This is a genomic window from Yersinia proxima, assembly GCF_902170785.1.
GTDB lineage: Bacteria > Pseudomonadota > Gammaproteobacteria > Enterobacterales > Enterobacteriaceae > Yersinia > Yersinia proxima.
The window spans coordinates 475,571-490,216 of sequence record NZ_CABHYG010000004.1; the positions used below are offsets into that span (position 1 = coordinate 475,571).

Here is a 14,646-nt window from a genome sequence, read left to right on the forward strand (position 1 = left end):
CCTTGAGATATGAGTCTTTCAACGTGAGCCACCCCCCAATCCAAACGGCAACATTAAGCTGGAATGAACAGGGTACACCTGTATCGGAACAGTTTGGTGACATCTATTTTTCTAATGAAGATGGATTAGAAGAGACTCACTACGTTTTTCTCAAGGGAAATGGCTTTCCCGAGCGCTTTGCACAACATCCGCGTAATAACTGTGTTTTTGCGGAAACGGGTTTTGGTACCGGGTTGAATTTCCTGACATTATGGCGTGACTTCGCCCAGTTTCGCCAGCTTCATCCCGCAGCTAAACTGCAACGTTTACACTATATTAGTTTCGAAAAATACCCACTTCAGGTCGCTGATTTAGCCGCCGCCCATCAGCGCTGGCCAGAACTGGCTTGTTTTGCCGAACAACTCCGTGCTCAGTGGCCGTTGCCGCTGGCCGGATGCCACCGTATTTTACTGGCTGAGGGGGCTATCACGCTGGACCTGTGGTTTGGTGATGTGAATACCCTGCTGCCCCAGTTAGATTCCAGCTTGAATAATCAGGTGGATGCGTGGTTCCTTGATGGTTTTGCACCGGCTAAAAACCCTGATATGTGGAATGATGTGCTGTTTAATTCCATGGCACGGATGGCCAGGCCCGGCGGCACATTCGCCACTTTTACGGCGGCCGGATTTGTGCGCCGTGGCTTGCAACAAGCTGGGTTTGATGTCGCTAAAATAAAAGGTTTTGGCCAGAAACGTGAGATGCTAACCGGCATACTGCCACAACGCCTTAATACCCAATCGGAGCCTTGGTATCACCGGCCATCGGCCACCCGTTGTGATGATATCGCCATTATCGGCGGAGGGATTGTCAGCGCCTTAACCGCACTAGCGTTACTGCGCCGTGGTGCCAAAGTGACACTTTATTGCGCCGACGCACTACCCGCCCAAGGTGCATCAGGCAACCGACAAGGCGCACTTTACCCGCTGCTTAACGGCAAAAATGATGCTCTGGAAATCTTTTTCACCAGTGCTTTTACCTTTGCCCGCCGCCAATACTCTCAATTACTTGAGCAAGGTATCCGCTTTGATCATCAGTGGTGCGGTGTCAGCCAGTTAGCCTTTGATGCTAAAAGCCGTGGCAAGATTGATAAAATGCTGCAAACCGATTGGCCGGCATCACTTGCCGCAGCGATGAGTCGTGAACAACTCAGTGTGCTGGCTGGGTTAGATTGCGCTCACGATGGTATCCACTACCCCGCCGGTGGTTGGCTGTGCCCATCAGACCTCACCACCGAGCTCATGGCGCTGGCGCAACAAAAGGGCATGACCTGCAACTATGAGCATGAACTGCATCAGCTAGAGCGGATTGACGGGCAATGGCAGCTCACATTTAAGCAATCGATAGCAAACAATAAGCAATCAACAGCAAACAAACAACCGCAGGCAAGCAGACAACATGCCACTGTGGTGCTGGCCACCGGCCACCGCTTACCCGAATGGGAGCAAACACGGCATCTGCCGCTGTCGGTTGTGCGTGGGCAGGTTTCACACATTCCCACCACGCCGGTACTCAGCCAGTTGCGGCAAGTGCTGTGCTATGACGGTTACCTGACACCAGTGAACCCCGCCAATCAGCATCACTGTATTGGTGCCAGTTATCAGCGCGGTGATGTTACGACTGATTTTCGTGCCGACGAACAGCAAGAAAATCGGGATCGCCTGTTACGCTGCCTGCCTGATGTCAGTTGGCCGCAACAGGTGGATATCAGTGATAATAAGGCGCGCTGTGGCGTGCGTTGTGCTATCCGTGACCATTTGCCGATGGTGGGCGCAGTACCGGATTACAGTGCCACACTGGCGCAATACCAGGATTTGCCGCGTAAAATCCAGCATGACGAAGACATTCCCCTCGCGCCGGTGTGGCCAGAGCTATTTATGGTGGGTGCTTTGGGGTCACGCGGTTTGTGCAGCGCACCATTAGTGGCAGAAATTCTGGCCGCACAAATGTTTGGCGAACCGCAGCCATTAGATGCAACCACGCTGGCGGCACTGAATCCTAACCGATTCTGGATTCGAAAATTACTGAAAGGCAGGCCGGTACAACAGCGTGCTTCAACTATCTCTGGATAAGTATTATTGAAGTTGCTGCATGTCCAAAGACTGATGGGGTGACTGCACCGATGGGCGCTCCGACGGCTTACGCCGTTACGACCCATTCGGCACATTTCCCCGTCCTGGCTAGCTTATTAGCTGCCTGAGTTGAGGGCTATTAAGTAAAATATTTAGTGTGGCAACTGGGCGTTTTCTAATAAACGATCCCACAACCCCAATACTAAAGCCTGATCTGGAGGGGAAAGCTCACCGGCTTTGATGGCTTTATTCAGACTGGTTTGCACCCGTGTGTGTAGCTGTTCAGCGGTGTGTTCACCAAAGGCTTCAGATTCAGCCACTGCCAATGTCAAATGGCCGCGTAGGTAACCGCCAGCAAATAAATCATCATCACTGGCGTGCTCTACCATGTCATCAATCTGCGCCAGGATATGCGTTTCAAACTCTGCGATCATCGTTTCCTCAATATATTCATTTTTTATATCCAAAAATAATGGATTTTCAGCCGGACAGAAAACTAAGCTAAATCTTCCGGATAAGGGAAAAGCTCTGCCGTGAATGATGGCGTATTGTAAAACGATTGTAGCGCCTGAATAAAGCGCGCAGGTCGTGGGGATATTCCTTTTTCCAAATGCCACAATACCTGTTCGCGCACTTTTCGTTGAAATGTGATGCGGTCTGGCTCGCAATCACCTTCCAGATTGTCGCAACTGACATTGAACGGGAAACCGGCTGCCACGCAAAACATCCATTCCAGTGCCTGTGGCTTGATCTCAACCACTTCAAACTGGCTTTGAGTTAATGCATCGCGCCCATCGGGGCAATACCAATAGCCAAAATCGACTAATTTGCGGCGCTCTTCCCCGGCAATACACCAATGGGAGATTTCATGCATACCGCTGGCGTAATAACCATGAGCAAAAATCACCCGATGATAAGAAAACTGTTCATCGGCGGGTAGATAGATGGGTTCATCATCGCCTTTCACCAATTGTGTATTATATTCATCACTAAAACAGCTATTAAAAATATCGATTAATTGTTGATAATCATGAGTCATGCTTGAGTCCGTAAAAGCGGTATCAGCAGCGGCATTCAAGCTCGCTGCTATTTTTGATACTTTCAGTTATGCAAAACAAATTATTAGGCAAAAACGTGTAATCCTAGCCAGGCGGTAATCTCGGCACCGTGGCTGTCATACAGTAGCTTGCAGCTCATGACGAATGACACCACGACAATCATTGGGCGAATCAATTTCTGACCCTTGGTCAATACCATATGAGCCCCCAGGCGTGCGCCCAGGACTTGCCCCACCAGCATCACCAACCCGATACTCCACACCACTTTGCCGCCGACAATAAAGAAAATCAGGCTACCGAGATTAGAGGTGAAATTGAGCACTTTGGCGTGAGCCGTAGATTTCGCCAGATTAAAGCCACACAAAGTCACAAAAGCCAGAGCATAGAAAGAACCGGCTCCGGGGCCAAAGAAACCATCATAAAAACCCACACCACCGCCAGCGATTAGGGCGAAGGGCACTGCCGACAGACGGCGTTGTTGGTCAACTTCTCCGAGCTTGGGGGTCACCAGAAAATAGACCCCAATGCCTATGACCAACAGTGGCAGAATTTGCCGCAGAATATCGGCTCGCATATGCTGGACTAAAATGGCGCCTAATATTGATCCCACCACAGTGAGAGCAATAGTAAGCCTTTGTTCCTTCAGATTAACCGCCCCACGGCGGATAAAATAAAGGCTGGCGGAGAATGAACCGCCAACAGATTGCAACTTGTTGGTTGCCAATACCTGTGCCGGAGGTAATCCCACCGCCAGCAGTGCCGGAACGGTTAGCAACCCGCCGCCACCGGCGATGGAATCAATAAATCCGGCCAATAAAGCGACTAAAAATAATATCCCTAAAACCGCAGGACCCAAGGTAAACCAATCCATGATTTATTCCGCAGCGAAATACGCATTAATTATATTAAGTGATTGATTTAAATTACTTTTCATTTGTAATATTCTTTATTTTATCCGGCTCATTATCCGGTTTATTGTTCACTGCTAAAAGTGGAGTATACCTGTCAGCGTGGGCATTATAAAAGGATGAGTGGCGAAGTGAAGAAGTAAATATTTAGTATCTTATCGATCGGTGTCCGTAAAAACAGATTGAATTCTCTTTTCATTTTACTGTACATTTAAACAGTAAATTAGCGAGGTGATACCATGGCAATAAATCATAAAGATGAGTTTACCGGGATGCGAGAGCTGACTTCTTTTGATACGGCTCACAGCGCCTTTGGTGAGTTCATCCTCATGCGCTCGTCATTCACTGATACTCTCACCGGATTCAGACAGATTGAACCAGAGCATTACCCAGACCAACAAGTCATGATTCGTTTGGATGCCGCCAAAAAGCTGATTAGTGAACTACAGAGGCGAGTGGACTATATCGAGTCTGGTATTGAAGATGTTAACACCAAAACCCACTATCACAGCTGAGGGAAAAAATATGCTACGTGTTGAAGTGACCATAGATAAGCTGAATATTAAAAAATTCCCCGTTGGGTACTCCAATGCTCTAACGGAAGAACTGGATAAACGACTCAGTAGGAAGTTTGACGATGTCGATGTGAAAGTTAGATTTGCGGGTGCCGATGGGTTAACAGTGCTTGGCGGGGCTAGCGAGGATAAAAAGACGGTCGAAGAGATTTTGAAGGATACGTGGGAAAGTGCTGATGATTGGTTTCAGCCTTAAACTGCCAGTCACGAACAAGAATAGACCGGGCCATTAAGCCCTGCGTGACAGACCAACACTGCACCTATTGTTCTGCTCCCAAAAACCAATGTCGATATAGTTTGAAACATTGACAGTAAAAAAAAGTATGGGAAACTATGAACCATTCGTTTTATCAATGGCTTAATCATGATTATTACAAAGAATGAGAGCAACTATATTAAAGGAATAGCTATAATCTTGATGCTCACACATCATCTATTCGCATTCCCTGGCCGCATCCCTCAAGATGCAAACATCATTAACTCGCTTCCTTTTATTGGAGAGAGTGTTGATAACTTCATAGCTTCATTTGGGAAAATATGTGTTGCTATGTTTTTATTTATATCAGGTTACGGGTATTCTTTTAAAAGTAAAATTAGTTTCAAATACTCCATTGAAAAATTAAAGAAATTATATTTCAGCTTCTGGTTAGTGTTTATTGTTTTTATTCCAATAGGTTTTTTATTTGTAAGTAATGACTGGAATGATAGTTCTCCAATCAGACTAGTTAAAAACATAGTGGGAGTCTCTTCAGATTACAATGGGGAATGGTGGTTTATCCGTTTGTATGTGGTGTATGTTCTCGCTCTACCTATAATATCAAAACTACCCTCAGTCGCTCTATTTGTTATATCTTTGGCATCTATAGTTATAGGCTTTTTCTTTGAGCAACACGGTGGCCTTATCGTACTTCTGATATGGTTATATCCATTCCTTATGGGGTATTTATTTGGAAAACAAAACAAAAGAATAATCAACTATTATAATAATATAAATAAATTATATTTCAATGGAATATCTATAATATTAATTATTGGTTTGTTCTATGCTTTTGATATGTTCGGTTTGATTTTATCATCGCCACTATTTGTAATTATAGTATGTGATATATATAGAAGAACCACCCACCACGCCGTGGTTGCCACCCTTGGAAAATACTCGATGTATATGTGGCTGACTCATTCATTTTTCTGCTACTACTACACGCCAGAAGTAATCTATTCCGTTAGATATGCTCCATTTATACTATTATTGCTTACATTAACTTCATTCATTACAAGTGTGGTGTTAACATATATTGAGTTTATGATAAAAAATGCATATGAAAAGCTAAAGATATCACTCCCCACTCAATCTCAGTGATTTATAAAAAATTACCGGGCCATTAAGCCCGGCTTTTATTGTTACTTTGGCGCTACTGGCCACTTAATATCCGGCGCAGTTGATAAATCTAACTTCTTCAATTCGATAATGTATTTCTTAACCGAAACTAATTTTTCGCGGTCAGCGTCAGTAATGATATCCAATATCAAATCAGACTGTAGTCCGTCTATATCAGCACGAACGAGTGACAATTTGTGCTCTCTCATTCTCTCAGCATCTAAAACTAAAATCGCTTTGAGCTTTTCCTGATTAACAACAATGTCATCACGGTTACCATTAAATTCCCAGGCTGCCTGGTATTTTTGGTCTGGTAATTTGCTGCGCTCAATGATGAGGAAATAATCATCGTGGCTAAATGAATCGAGGCTGTCCTGGCTGTTAAAGTTAACTACTGACAGACCCAGTTCATCTTCGTATACAACTACGAACAAATCTTCATAAATAATCTCTTCTTCAACAACCAACAGTGCATTATCTGTCACTTCGCCATCAGTAATAATATCTAAGTCTTTCATGTGTTATATTCCTGTGCTGAAAACGACGATTTGAACGGATGCCAAGTCTGCAAGACCATAACTTGTACCGCCGTCATTTGATGTTAGAAGCTGAAAAGAAGTCGCTGTTTTTGACTGAACGCTCGGTTGATGTATATCAAGCCTATTAGCAGTGTCTGTTCCTACAAAAACCGCATATGTTCCCGGCATGGGGCTTGAAAAAACAATGGTGTAAGTCCCTACGGCATTTCGGGTCACACTGGTAACTCCTACAGAGCCAGACACTGCCCCACTTGTACCACTGAACACGGCAAATGCGCGGGCTGTGCGTGTTGATAGCCAACCGCCAAACTGGGAACCATTGATATTGCCGGTAGAGCTAATAAGCGCATAACCTCCCGCTTGACCCTCCCCAACAATAACATCAGATTTAGACAGAACGCGCCCACCACGTATATCACCAGTGATATCAGCGCGCCCGCCTACTGAGAGATTTTCACCGGCTATTAGGTTTTTAGCTGCCTGAACATTCACACCAGATGCAACTCCCGTACCGGCATATAAGTTGCCGTTATTGCAAGCAATATTACCGTTAGTAGCGATGAGGTGACCGTTAGTCGTTGTGATGTTGCTTAATGCCGATAACGTGCCAGGTAATTGAATATTTGTATCGGTGGTATTAATAAACGGCAAAGTAATATCTTTAGTGCCATCAAAATCTACACCACCGATTTTTCGGGCTGTTGCCAGTTTTGTCGCTGCGGCGGCAGTGCCAGTCGTCGATAGCGCCCCAATATTGCTCAATGTAGCGGCTATAGCTGGCGCGCCTGCAGCTTTGATTTCAGAGAGATTATTGCCTGACTGCAAAAACAGTTTTTTCAATGCCGTCAATAGTTGTGTGCGATTAGCTTTATTGAGAGCAATACCCGCCCCCTCAATGACACCCACAATTTCTTCTTGTACCGCATCAAAGTAATCGTCATCGAGTGCTGTCGCTTGAACTCCCGTTTGTGGATTGCCACGAGTAAAGCCATTCTTGCCCGCTCCAAACTTATCTTTCTGGGCGGTTGGGGTATCTATACGATGCATAAAGGGTTACTCCGGATATTGGAAAATGACATAAGTATGTGAGGGGCAAAGCTTGTTAATGACACACTCTGCAATCGTATCGCCCCACACACGCAGACTGTCGGTGCAAATGGAAAGGCACGTCATATTGTTGGTTTGCGTGCTATACGGCATATTGACTTGCCAGTAATAACGCCACTCCTCTGAATAGAGCGAGTCAATACAGGTAGAAGTGCATCGAAATATGTCGTTTTCCATCTGTGTAATGGTGGCATCCGGATAACCCAGAGCCGCCAATTGCGCCAGATAAAAAGACTTGTTAATCCCACCAATAATATTGATTTTGGCGTCAAGTCGTTGCCGCCGCTGGGCTAAAGTCTGCACTCCTGCAGGAGCACAGGAATCGGGTAAGCCGGTTAGCTGCTCGTAGCGGTCGATCAGTTCGGTGGTGGTGCGCGGGTCAATCTCGACCATTAAGCCATCCCCGCGCTGATGCACGCGGGAATAAGACGGAACCAACCCCAGCAGTAGGGGATCGTCTCCCTCCCATGCCGGGCCTCGTGGTAGGAGGTTTTTTAATAGCTGGGTATAACCATCGGTTAGCTCCACGTGACTTCCCCCACAATGGGCAATTCGGTCGCAGCCAGTGCAACATCAGTTACCGGACTCAAAAGAACGTGGTTGTATTCCCCTGTAGCAATACTGATCGCCTCATTTATGCGTGAGTGAGCCAGCTTTCCTCCGGGGATACCATCACGCAGAAACATGGCCCGCAGTTCCGCTAGCACGGCATAACGTACTTCAGCCGTGTCTGGGGTCAGGCGAATATTGAATGGCACAATTTTAGCCACTGGCGGGAAGGTAAATAGACTGGCACCTGCCACCGGAGCTAATGGCAATATATGGTCATGAACAGCAGTAATAACTGAATTATCGGGTATGGGGTTTTCAAGATGACTGTTAGCCACCAATACCCCTACCGTACCGGCCCCCATCCAGTGGCGATAAGTCCAAGCGCGGGTCACGCCAGGAACCTCTTTGGCCCAGATAATATAATCACCATCCGCACCGCCCTGTGGGGTGTAATACCAGCGCTCGATTATCCGCGCCCGCCACTCCTCCACTGGCTCAATATCGGTACCGCCTTCAATACCGTCAGCTGCCGCCGATGAGGGTAATCCGTTAACAGGCTGAGTGAGTACCATACTGATGCCATCATCGGTATTCCCCTGAGTGCCAGTGACAGAGCACATTACCGGTACCTGCAAAACTCCCGCAACAGAGGTCACTGCTGCAGTAGTGGTATATTCCAGTAAGTCATCCCGCTGGATAATTGCACCAGCAGGGATCTCAATACCATTTGTTACCCCTTCCCAACGCACAAAACCGGTCGCCGTTGCGGGCTGCTTGCGTGGGCAGCGCTTCATATTGCCGTGGCGCGCTAACCAATCCTCATCGCACTGATCCGGCAGCAGGTTACGAGCCAGATAATCGATGTAGCCATAAACCGTATGCACTGCCGCTGCATGCACTCGGCTGTAAACCTCGGTGTCAGTACGACGCAGAACAGCATCAGTTTGGAAGCGAGAATTAAGGTCACTGCGAATTTGGGTAATGAGCTGGGGAAGTGTCGGGCGGTTAAATCCGCTGTCAGCCATTGAGTGCACTCCATAAATCATCAAAGGTGATTAGCTGAGAACGGCCATCGTTGCGATACAGGGTTATCTCGGCGGTCAGTATCTCGGCACCGCGTCGCTGCACATTGATGACTATTCGTGAAACTATGCCGTCGTCTTTTAGCCAGGCTAGCGCCTGCTCTAAGTAGCCTCTGGCCAGTTCGACGGTGTTATTGGTCAGTGTGGTGCGCTGAAGCAAGTACAAACGCGATCCAATACGGTCATTTTGTATCGTGGGATAGCTGTCACCCCACCACCCCATCGGCAGTTCTGAATCATCATCCGGATCAGCACGACGCCAGGTGAAAAGAGAAATAATCACTGCGCGAGTTAAGTTATCAGTGGGCGTGGAGGCTGATTGTTGTTGGCCATTCACCATCAGGATCATGAGTTACTCCATCTTTTGGTTAGGCTTGTCAGTATTCGGTTCGCCATGTGGGTGAGTATGCGAATTGAACTGGTCACGCATAGCCGCTATGGTGCTGGTTTTATCTTTAATATCAGCCGCAGACTCAATGTTACCGACGGCTTTAATCTCGCCGGTAGCTTCAATGAGCGGCGTGTTGAATACTGCTTTTTCTTCGGCGTTAACAATAAACTGTTTGGTGTTCAGCTCTATTTGGTTGCCGCGCTTGAGAATAATGCTATCGCCCTCATCGCTATAAATGGCCACCTCGCCAGACTTAAGCCCCTTAATCCGGTAGCGACGATCAGCCACCACCAACACCACCCCGTGCGAGCGGTCACCATCGGGGAAAGCGGCGAACGCCTCCGCGCCCGTGTGGGCGGCGCTGGTAAAGCCATAAGGTTCCAGGTGTTCGATGTTGTCTTTCAACTCATCGGCAATCATCTGGATTTGCAGCACCTGGTTTTTACTGCTGGAGTCCAGGCGGCGCACTACCGCGCGCACCAGCATATTGGATAGCCCGCGCTGCAAACCCGCGAATAATCTACTCATTAGAATTCGTCCTCTTCGGCTTTTTTACGGCGCTTTTTGTCAGGGTTAGGCGGTTTTGGTAAGTAAGCATCAGGCGGGCCAACCCGCAGCTGAGTAATGGTTCCCTGCTCGTTTTTGCTGTAAGTCACTTCTGCGATTAACATGTCGCGGTTGTTAAAGCCCAGTACCGGATCAAACACTGTGACCAGTTGATTGGGTGACCATAAATCGCCGTTCCCCTGCCGCCAGCCCTGCACCGTATAGGTCACCTCATCAGTACGCGCCGCCCGCCGTAGCATTTCAAACTGACTGCGTTCAATCACCGAGGAACCCGTCGCATTACCGCTCTGCTTGATCACCATCGGTCGATAGCGGCTGACGCCACCGTCTACCGTTTTAGCCCGGATGGCATTGATAGTGGCAGCACCAAAATCGTCGTCATTGCCCGACCGCTGGCCCGCTACCACGTATTCAGAAAACCGGTCTTTAATGCTCTGTTCGGTGTCACAGGAAATGATATTTTCCCCCAGCACCAGCGCGGTAATAGTGCGTGAGGCTCCCACCGGGCCAATCACCAATGCACCGGCTGGATTGTCATAGGCCAGTACCTGCTGAATGCCCATCATCTTATCCAGCACATCCACCACAGTTTCGCCGTAATCCACCTGCAGCCCCTGCATGGGCGTGTTTTCCACTCCGGCATTGACCACCGAGACCCCAAAGGGGGCGGCAAGCTGGGTGGCGATCTGGACAAAAGAGCGCCCGGTAAACTGAGTTATCAGGGCGGCGCAGTCGATCAGGTCTTCGGTTTTGCTGCGACCAACAATACCCACCGACACCGAGCGGGCGTCATAGCGCACTGGCGTGGCATCGATATAGCCGGTGACCACCAGATCAGTGCCGATCAACACTGTGACCGCATCGCCCTTTTTCACTCTTGGCTGCAGGTGTCCGGCCTCTTCACTACCAGGCCATTGGCGGGTAATTTCTACATTAAAGTCGCGGGCCAGGCGCTCAATACCCGCCGAGATAGAGACCGAAGTCCAGCCTACCCACTCGCGGCCATTGACCCGCAATGTGACATCGTTATTCATCGGATCGGCACCTGTAGCGTTTTCACCGGCACAAAGCCGGGATGGGTGATTTGATTGCGACCGATAATGTCGGTTTCGCGCGCCGCCGAGTCATACCAATCAGCCGACAGCACCAGCGCGGGCAGCACTTCATCAGGGGTGCGAAAGGTGGTTTTTTCTATCTGCTCGAGCCGCATGCTGATATCGCGATTGACATCAGCGCGCACGGTGTTGATTGCCAGGAATAAAGCATCATCCGTCACCCGTAGCAACTCCTGATCAATGGCTGTATTCAGTGTGTCGCGGATCTCAGTTAATGACTCATAAGTCACTGGCGGGATAACGGCAACAGCGTCGCTGAGAGACGTTACCGCCGGATGAGTGACCAGCGGCAGTTGCGCCTGTGGAGTCACCGTGGCATTCAGTGGCGGGCGGGCCTGCGGCAGATCGGCCAAACTCTGTGCCGCTTCAGTCAGGGCGGTGGTGCGGATAGCTTGCGCCACCACATTGCGCTGGGTGGTCTGGGTCTGGATGGTTTTGCTGTCGGTTTTCCATACCCCGCGTGGAGCCAGATCACGACCGACAGTAAACCCGCTCAGCCCCTTAATCTTATTGATGATGTCGCCACTGTTACCCAGCAGACTATTGCCCGAACGCCACATACGTTGCAGGCGGTTAACGAAATTCATGCCGGAGCTGGGTGGCATCAGCAGCACCGACAAGTCGCCATCCAGCAAGCGGCCCGCGTCAGCAATAGCCGAATTCACACGATCAAAGGTTTTGATCGCGGTGTTCATCATGTCGCTGACATCATTAATAACACCGTTCTGGATAAAGTCAGCCATCCCCTCCAGCCCAAAATCCTTGCCGAACGCGTCAGTGACACAATCGGTCATGGCATCACAGGAGGAAACCAGCTTCTGGCCAGTGGCAACACCGGAGGTGGGGAAAGAGAGTTCACCCGCTTCAACAAAATTAAAACTGATGGTGCACATACGGCCATCTGAGGCTCTATGGCTAATGCTTACCTCACCATCGATACAGACATTTAGCTCGCCATATTGCGGGTGGATCAGTTTCCCCGGCCCAGCCTGGTTAATGGCGGTAATCAGTTGATCACGTTGTGCCTGGTAATCATCACCTATCAGATAGGCTGAAATAGTATCGCGCCGTGTCACCCGCCCCTGATCTTCGGAGTAAGGTTTATCGCGGTTGGGGTATTCATGGGTTTGCGTCCTGCGCCCGAAAGTGGCCTCATCCTCTTGCGTTTTAAATGGCACACCACGAAACGAGGCCGGTAATAGCTTATCTTTCCAGCTCATACATTCTCCGGGCGAAAAAAACCCACCGAAGTGGGTCAGTGGGTTATCAATTACTTATTAGCGAAGCGGTTATAGCCAACATCGTAGCCAATACCAAAACCTGACTGGCTAGTCCTGGATTCGGTGACGGACATGCCCGGAGGGGCATTATCAAATTTAACGGTAATTTCTCCATTGACTGCCTGAGGTCGAGCTGAAGCTAATGGCACCTTAGAGTTTTGACTGCCATCCATATTTAGCAGCTCTTTCATGCGCGGAATAAACCCAGTGTAGCCCCTGTCCTGCTCCCCTTTTTTCAATCTATCAACCAGAATATCCCCTTTAGACTTATTGGTGGCCTGAGACTCTTTACTTAGGTCATCCAGTTGCTTAAACAAGCTGATAATCACACCAATAGTGACCATTTGACCACCATAAGAGATGAGCGTTTTTAGTGCACCATTAAGTCCTCTAACACCTGCGCCACCAGCATTAATCCCTTTCAAAAATGAGAAAGCAAAATCGCCTGCCATATACAGCGCTAGCCCTTTCATTGCCCCTTCCCAGCCACCCACCAGATCGACGATGGGCTTAATTTGGTTCCATACCTCTTTAAATACCGGCCCCACCGTATCCCAGTTAGCCACAATCAGCGCACCCGCACCGATCAGCAGCGTAAGTAACTTACCCAGCGGTGACATTTTGGTGACGAAATTCATGACGCCGATCGCTTTCGTGACCGCTGTAACGCCAGTGGCAACAGAAATTAAATAAATGCCTAATTTAAAGACTGTCTTTATTAATTCAGGATTGGCTTTCACCCATTGGCGGAATTGTTCTAAAAGTGGTTTAAGCTCTTTAGTACCCTCGGTAATATAAGGAAGGAACATGTCTCCGAGAGTAATACTGGCGATCTCTAACTGGTTCTTCAGTAATTTAACTGCGTTGGCTGTGGTTGCCGCTCTGGATTCATACTCTTTTTGCATTGAACCCGCATAAACCTGAGCATCTGCAACTTTTTTAAAGTTCTCCCTCAGTAAATCCATATTGGTTAACAGAGGTGCAATAGCCCCTAGCGATTCTCTACCAAATAGTGCTTCCAGTGCAGCGGCCTGCTTAGCTTTGGGTAATTTCGCGACAGAATCCAATACCTTCAAAATAGCGGTTTTGGAATCTTTCTGCATATCCGCAGCCAGCTGTTTTGGATCTATTTTTATCGCTTTTAATACTTTCCCTTTTAATCCTTTACCTGTGCCAGAGGTAAGCGACAACATAAAGTTTTTAATGCCTGTTGAGGCTATTTCCGACTCTACCCCCATCCCGGCGATAGTCGCCCCCATTGCCGCGATTTCCCCCGACGCAAGGCCCGCCACGCTACCTAACGGGCCAATTCGAGTCACAATTTCCGATATTTTTGCCGCATTAGCAGGACCAGTATTACCCAGGTAGTTAACTTTATCTGACAGTGTTACTACTTCACTTTGAGTCAGTTTAAATGCTGTTCTCCATTGCGACATCATCTGGCCGGACTCTTCTGCCGTCTGATCGAAAGCAATACCCATCTTCACCGCATCAGTCGCAAAAGCTTTCAGATCAGCGCGGGCAATGCCTGCCTGACCACCCGCAGCAACAATGGCAGCGATTCCATTCGCAGCCATGGGGAGTTCGGTGGAAAGCTTCAATATATCTTCGCCCATCTCCTTAAATTGGGCAGGCGTGTCAAAGTCCACAACCTTACGCACATCAGCCATAGAGGATTCAAATTCCATCGCCTGATTAATGGGAATAATGAAAGCACCACCAATGGCTGCGCCCATCATCGCCACACTTTGCATAACGTCTTTAAATTCCCCCTTAAACTTACGCAGATCCTTCTGCATAGTGGTCAACGCCGGAGATAACTTATTGACGCCAGTAATAATCGCTTTTAACTGAAAACTATCTGACATTATTTAGCTCCGAATTAATGCGCTCGGCCTGCGCCTCCATCTCAAATATTTTGGACAGCGGGCAAGCCATGACGGTAAGGGGGTTCATGCGCCAAAAATAGGCAATGTTATAAATGCG

Annotated in this window: 15 protein-coding genes and 1 pseudogene; 4 read left to right on the forward strand and 12 right to left on the reverse strand. The window is 48.4% G+C overall.

Translation table 11 applies throughout. The features are described from left to right. Positions 1–23 precede the first annotated feature (23 nt). Entirely contained in the window at positions 24–2,108 is a 2,085-nt protein-coding gene (mnmC, locus tag FTB31_RS04015; protein ID WP_227731109.1) for a bifunctional tRNA (5-methylaminomethyl-2-thiouridine)(34)-methyltransferase MnmD/FAD-dependent 5-carboxymethylaminomethyl-2-thiouridine(34) oxidoreductase MnmC, read from the forward strand. 152 nt (positions 2,109–2,260) lie between these two features. Here mnmC and FTB31_RS04020 read toward each other — a convergent pair whose 3' ends face one another. The 3 genes from FTB31_RS04020 to FTB31_RS04030 all read right to left on the reverse strand — a co-directional run bounded on the left by FTB31_RS04020 (position 2,261) and on the right by FTB31_RS04030 (position 4,037). Next, positions 2,261–2,542, reverse strand: a complete 282-nt coding sequence (locus FTB31_RS04020) for a YfcL family protein (RefSeq protein WP_227719395.1) — start codon at positions 2,540–2,542, stop codon at positions 2,261–2,263. A gap of 62 nt (positions 2,543–2,604) precedes the next feature. Continuing rightward, the gene (locus tag FTB31_RS04025) at positions 2,605–3,147 is read right to left on the reverse strand and encodes an elongation factor P hydroxylase (protein ID WP_227731110.1); all 543 of its coding nucleotides are present in this window, start codon (positions 3,145–3,147) and stop codon (positions 2,605–2,607) included. An 83-nt stretch (positions 3,148–3,230) separates the two neighbouring features. Beyond that, positions 3,231–4,037 carry a sulfite exporter TauE/SafE family protein gene (locus FTB31_RS04030; RefSeq protein WP_050078383.1) on the reverse strand — a complete coding sequence of 269 codons (807 nt, stop codon included), beginning with the start codon at positions 4,035–4,037 and terminating at the stop codon, positions 3,231–3,233. Positions 4,038–4,313: 276 nt separating this feature from the next. On the opposite strand from FTB31_RS04030, the gene FTB31_RS04035 reads away from it, so the two are divergent. The 3 genes and pseudogenes from FTB31_RS04035 to FTB31_RS04045 all read left to right on the forward strand — a co-directional run. Continuing rightward, positions 4,314–4,589, forward strand: coding sequence for a hypothetical protein (locus tag FTB31_RS04035; RefSeq protein ID WP_227731111.1), 276 nt, complete (start codon positions 4,314–4,316; stop codon positions 4,587–4,589). A gap of 10 nt (positions 4,590–4,599) precedes the next feature. Continuing rightward, positions 4,600–4,845: a DinI-like family protein gene (locus FTB31_RS04040; RefSeq protein WP_050151397.1), complete on the forward strand. Its 246-nt coding sequence runs from the start codon at positions 4,600–4,602 to the stop codon at positions 4,843–4,845. Positions 4,846–5,094: 249 nt separating this feature from the next. Continuing rightward, a pseudogene (locus FTB31_RS04045) lies at positions 5,095–6,009 on the forward strand (acyltransferase family protein); the annotation flags it as partial. A gap of 41 nt (positions 6,010–6,050) precedes the next feature. Here the strand turns inward: FTB31_RS04045 and FTB31_RS04050 are convergent. Genes FTB31_RS04050 through FTB31_RS04090 form a run of 9 tightly spaced genes read right to left on the reverse strand, consistent with a single transcriptional unit; the run spans position 6,051 to position 14,528 of the window. Further along, positions 6,051–6,545 carry a tail fiber assembly protein gene (locus FTB31_RS04050; RefSeq protein WP_227731112.1) on the reverse strand — a complete coding sequence of 165 codons (495 nt, stop codon included), beginning with the start codon at positions 6,543–6,545 and terminating at the stop codon, positions 6,051–6,053. A 3-nt stretch (positions 6,546–6,548) separates the two neighbouring features. Then, entirely contained in the window at positions 6,549–7,613 is a 1,065-nt protein-coding gene (locus FTB31_RS04055) for a hypothetical protein (RefSeq protein ID WP_227731113.1), read from the reverse strand. Positions 7,614–7,619: 6 nt separating this feature from the next. Next, positions 7,620–8,201, reverse strand: coding sequence for a YmfQ family protein (locus tag FTB31_RS04060; protein WP_227731114.1), 582 nt, complete (start codon positions 8,199–8,201; stop codon positions 7,620–7,622). Next, entirely contained in the window at positions 8,192–9,250 is a 1,059-nt protein-coding gene (locus tag FTB31_RS04065; RefSeq protein WP_227731115.1) for a baseplate J/gp47 family protein, read from the reverse strand. The genes FTB31_RS04060 and FTB31_RS04065 overlap by 10 nt, the downstream gene beginning before the upstream one ends. After that, positions 9,243–9,656 (reverse strand): phage GP46 family protein, encoded by a 414-nt coding sequence (locus FTB31_RS04070; protein WP_227731116.1) that lies wholly within the window; start codon positions 9,654–9,656, stop codon positions 9,243–9,245. Before FTB31_RS04070 ends, FTB31_RS04065 begins: the two co-directional genes overlap by 8 nt. A gap of 3 nt (positions 9,657–9,659) precedes the next feature. Then, positions 9,660–10,226 (reverse strand): phage baseplate assembly protein V, encoded by a 567-nt coding sequence (locus tag FTB31_RS04075; RefSeq protein ID WP_227731117.1) that lies wholly within the window; start codon positions 10,224–10,226, stop codon positions 9,660–9,662. Beyond that, entirely contained in the window at positions 10,226–11,299 is a 1,074-nt protein-coding gene (locus tag FTB31_RS04080) for a phage baseplate assembly protein (protein WP_227731118.1), read from the reverse strand. The genes FTB31_RS04075 and FTB31_RS04080 overlap by 1 nt, the downstream gene beginning before the upstream one ends. Continuing rightward, positions 11,296–12,600, reverse strand: a complete 1,305-nt coding sequence (locus FTB31_RS04085; protein ID WP_227731119.1) for a DNA circularization protein — start codon at positions 12,598–12,600, stop codon at positions 11,296–11,298. The genes FTB31_RS04080 and FTB31_RS04085 overlap by 4 nt, the downstream gene beginning before the upstream one ends. 50 nt (positions 12,601–12,650) lie before the next feature. After that, the gene (locus FTB31_RS04090) at positions 12,651–14,528 is read right to left on the reverse strand and encodes a phage tail tape measure protein (protein ID WP_227731120.1); all 1,878 of its coding nucleotides are present in this window, start codon (positions 14,526–14,528) and stop codon (positions 12,651–12,653) included. Positions 14,529–14,646 lie beyond the last annotated feature (118 nt).

Excerpts from the sequence above, each read along its gene's own strand:
- FTB31_RS04085 (WP_227731119.1), bottom strand. The coding sequence starts at position 12,600 with ATGAGCTGGAAAGATAAGCTATTACCGGCCTCGTTTCGTGGTGTGCCA.
- FTB31_RS04055 (WP_227731113.1), bottom strand. The coding sequence starts at position 7,613 with ATGCATCGTATAGATACCCCAACCGCCCAGAAAGATAAGTTTGGAGCG.
- FTB31_RS04075 (WP_227731117.1), bottom strand. The coding sequence starts at position 10,226 with ATGAGTAGATTATTCGCGGGTTTGCAGCGCGGGCTATCCAATATGCTG.
- FTB31_RS04035 (WP_227731111.1), top strand. The coding sequence starts at position 4,314 with ATGGCAATAAATCATAAAGATGAGTTTACCGGGATGCGAGAGCTGACT.
- FTB31_RS04070 (WP_227731116.1), bottom strand. The coding sequence starts at position 9,656 with ATGATCCTGATGGTGAATGGCCAACAACAATCAGCCTCCACGCCCACT.
- FTB31_RS04025 (WP_227731110.1), bottom strand. The coding sequence starts at position 3,147 with ATGACTCATGATTATCAACAATTAATCGATATTTTTAATAGCTGTTTT.
- FTB31_RS04030 (WP_050078383.1), bottom strand. The coding sequence starts at position 4,037 with ATGGATTGGTTTACCTTGGGTCCTGCGGTTTTAGGGATATTATTTTTA.
- FTB31_RS04065 (WP_227731115.1), bottom strand. The coding sequence starts at position 9,250 with ATGGCTGACAGCGGATTTAACCGCCCGACACTTCCCCAGCTCATTACC.
- FTB31_RS04080 (WP_227731118.1), bottom strand. The coding sequence starts at position 11,299 with ATGAATAACGATGTCACATTGCGGGTCAATGGCCGCGAGTGGGTAGGC.
- FTB31_RS04040 (WP_050151397.1), top strand. The coding sequence starts at position 4,600 with ATGCTACGTGTTGAAGTGACCATAGATAAGCTGAATATTAAAAAATTC.
- FTB31_RS04090 (WP_227731120.1), bottom strand. The coding sequence starts at position 14,528 with ATGTCAGATAGTTTTCAGTTAAAAGCGATTATTACTGGCGTCAATAAG.
- FTB31_RS04050 (WP_227731112.1), bottom strand. The coding sequence starts at position 6,545 with ATGAAAGACTTAGATATTATTACTGATGGCGAAGTGACAGATAATGCA.
- FTB31_RS04020 (WP_227719395.1), bottom strand. The coding sequence starts at position 2,542 with ATGATCGCAGAGTTTGAAACGCATATCCTGGCGCAGATTGATGACATG.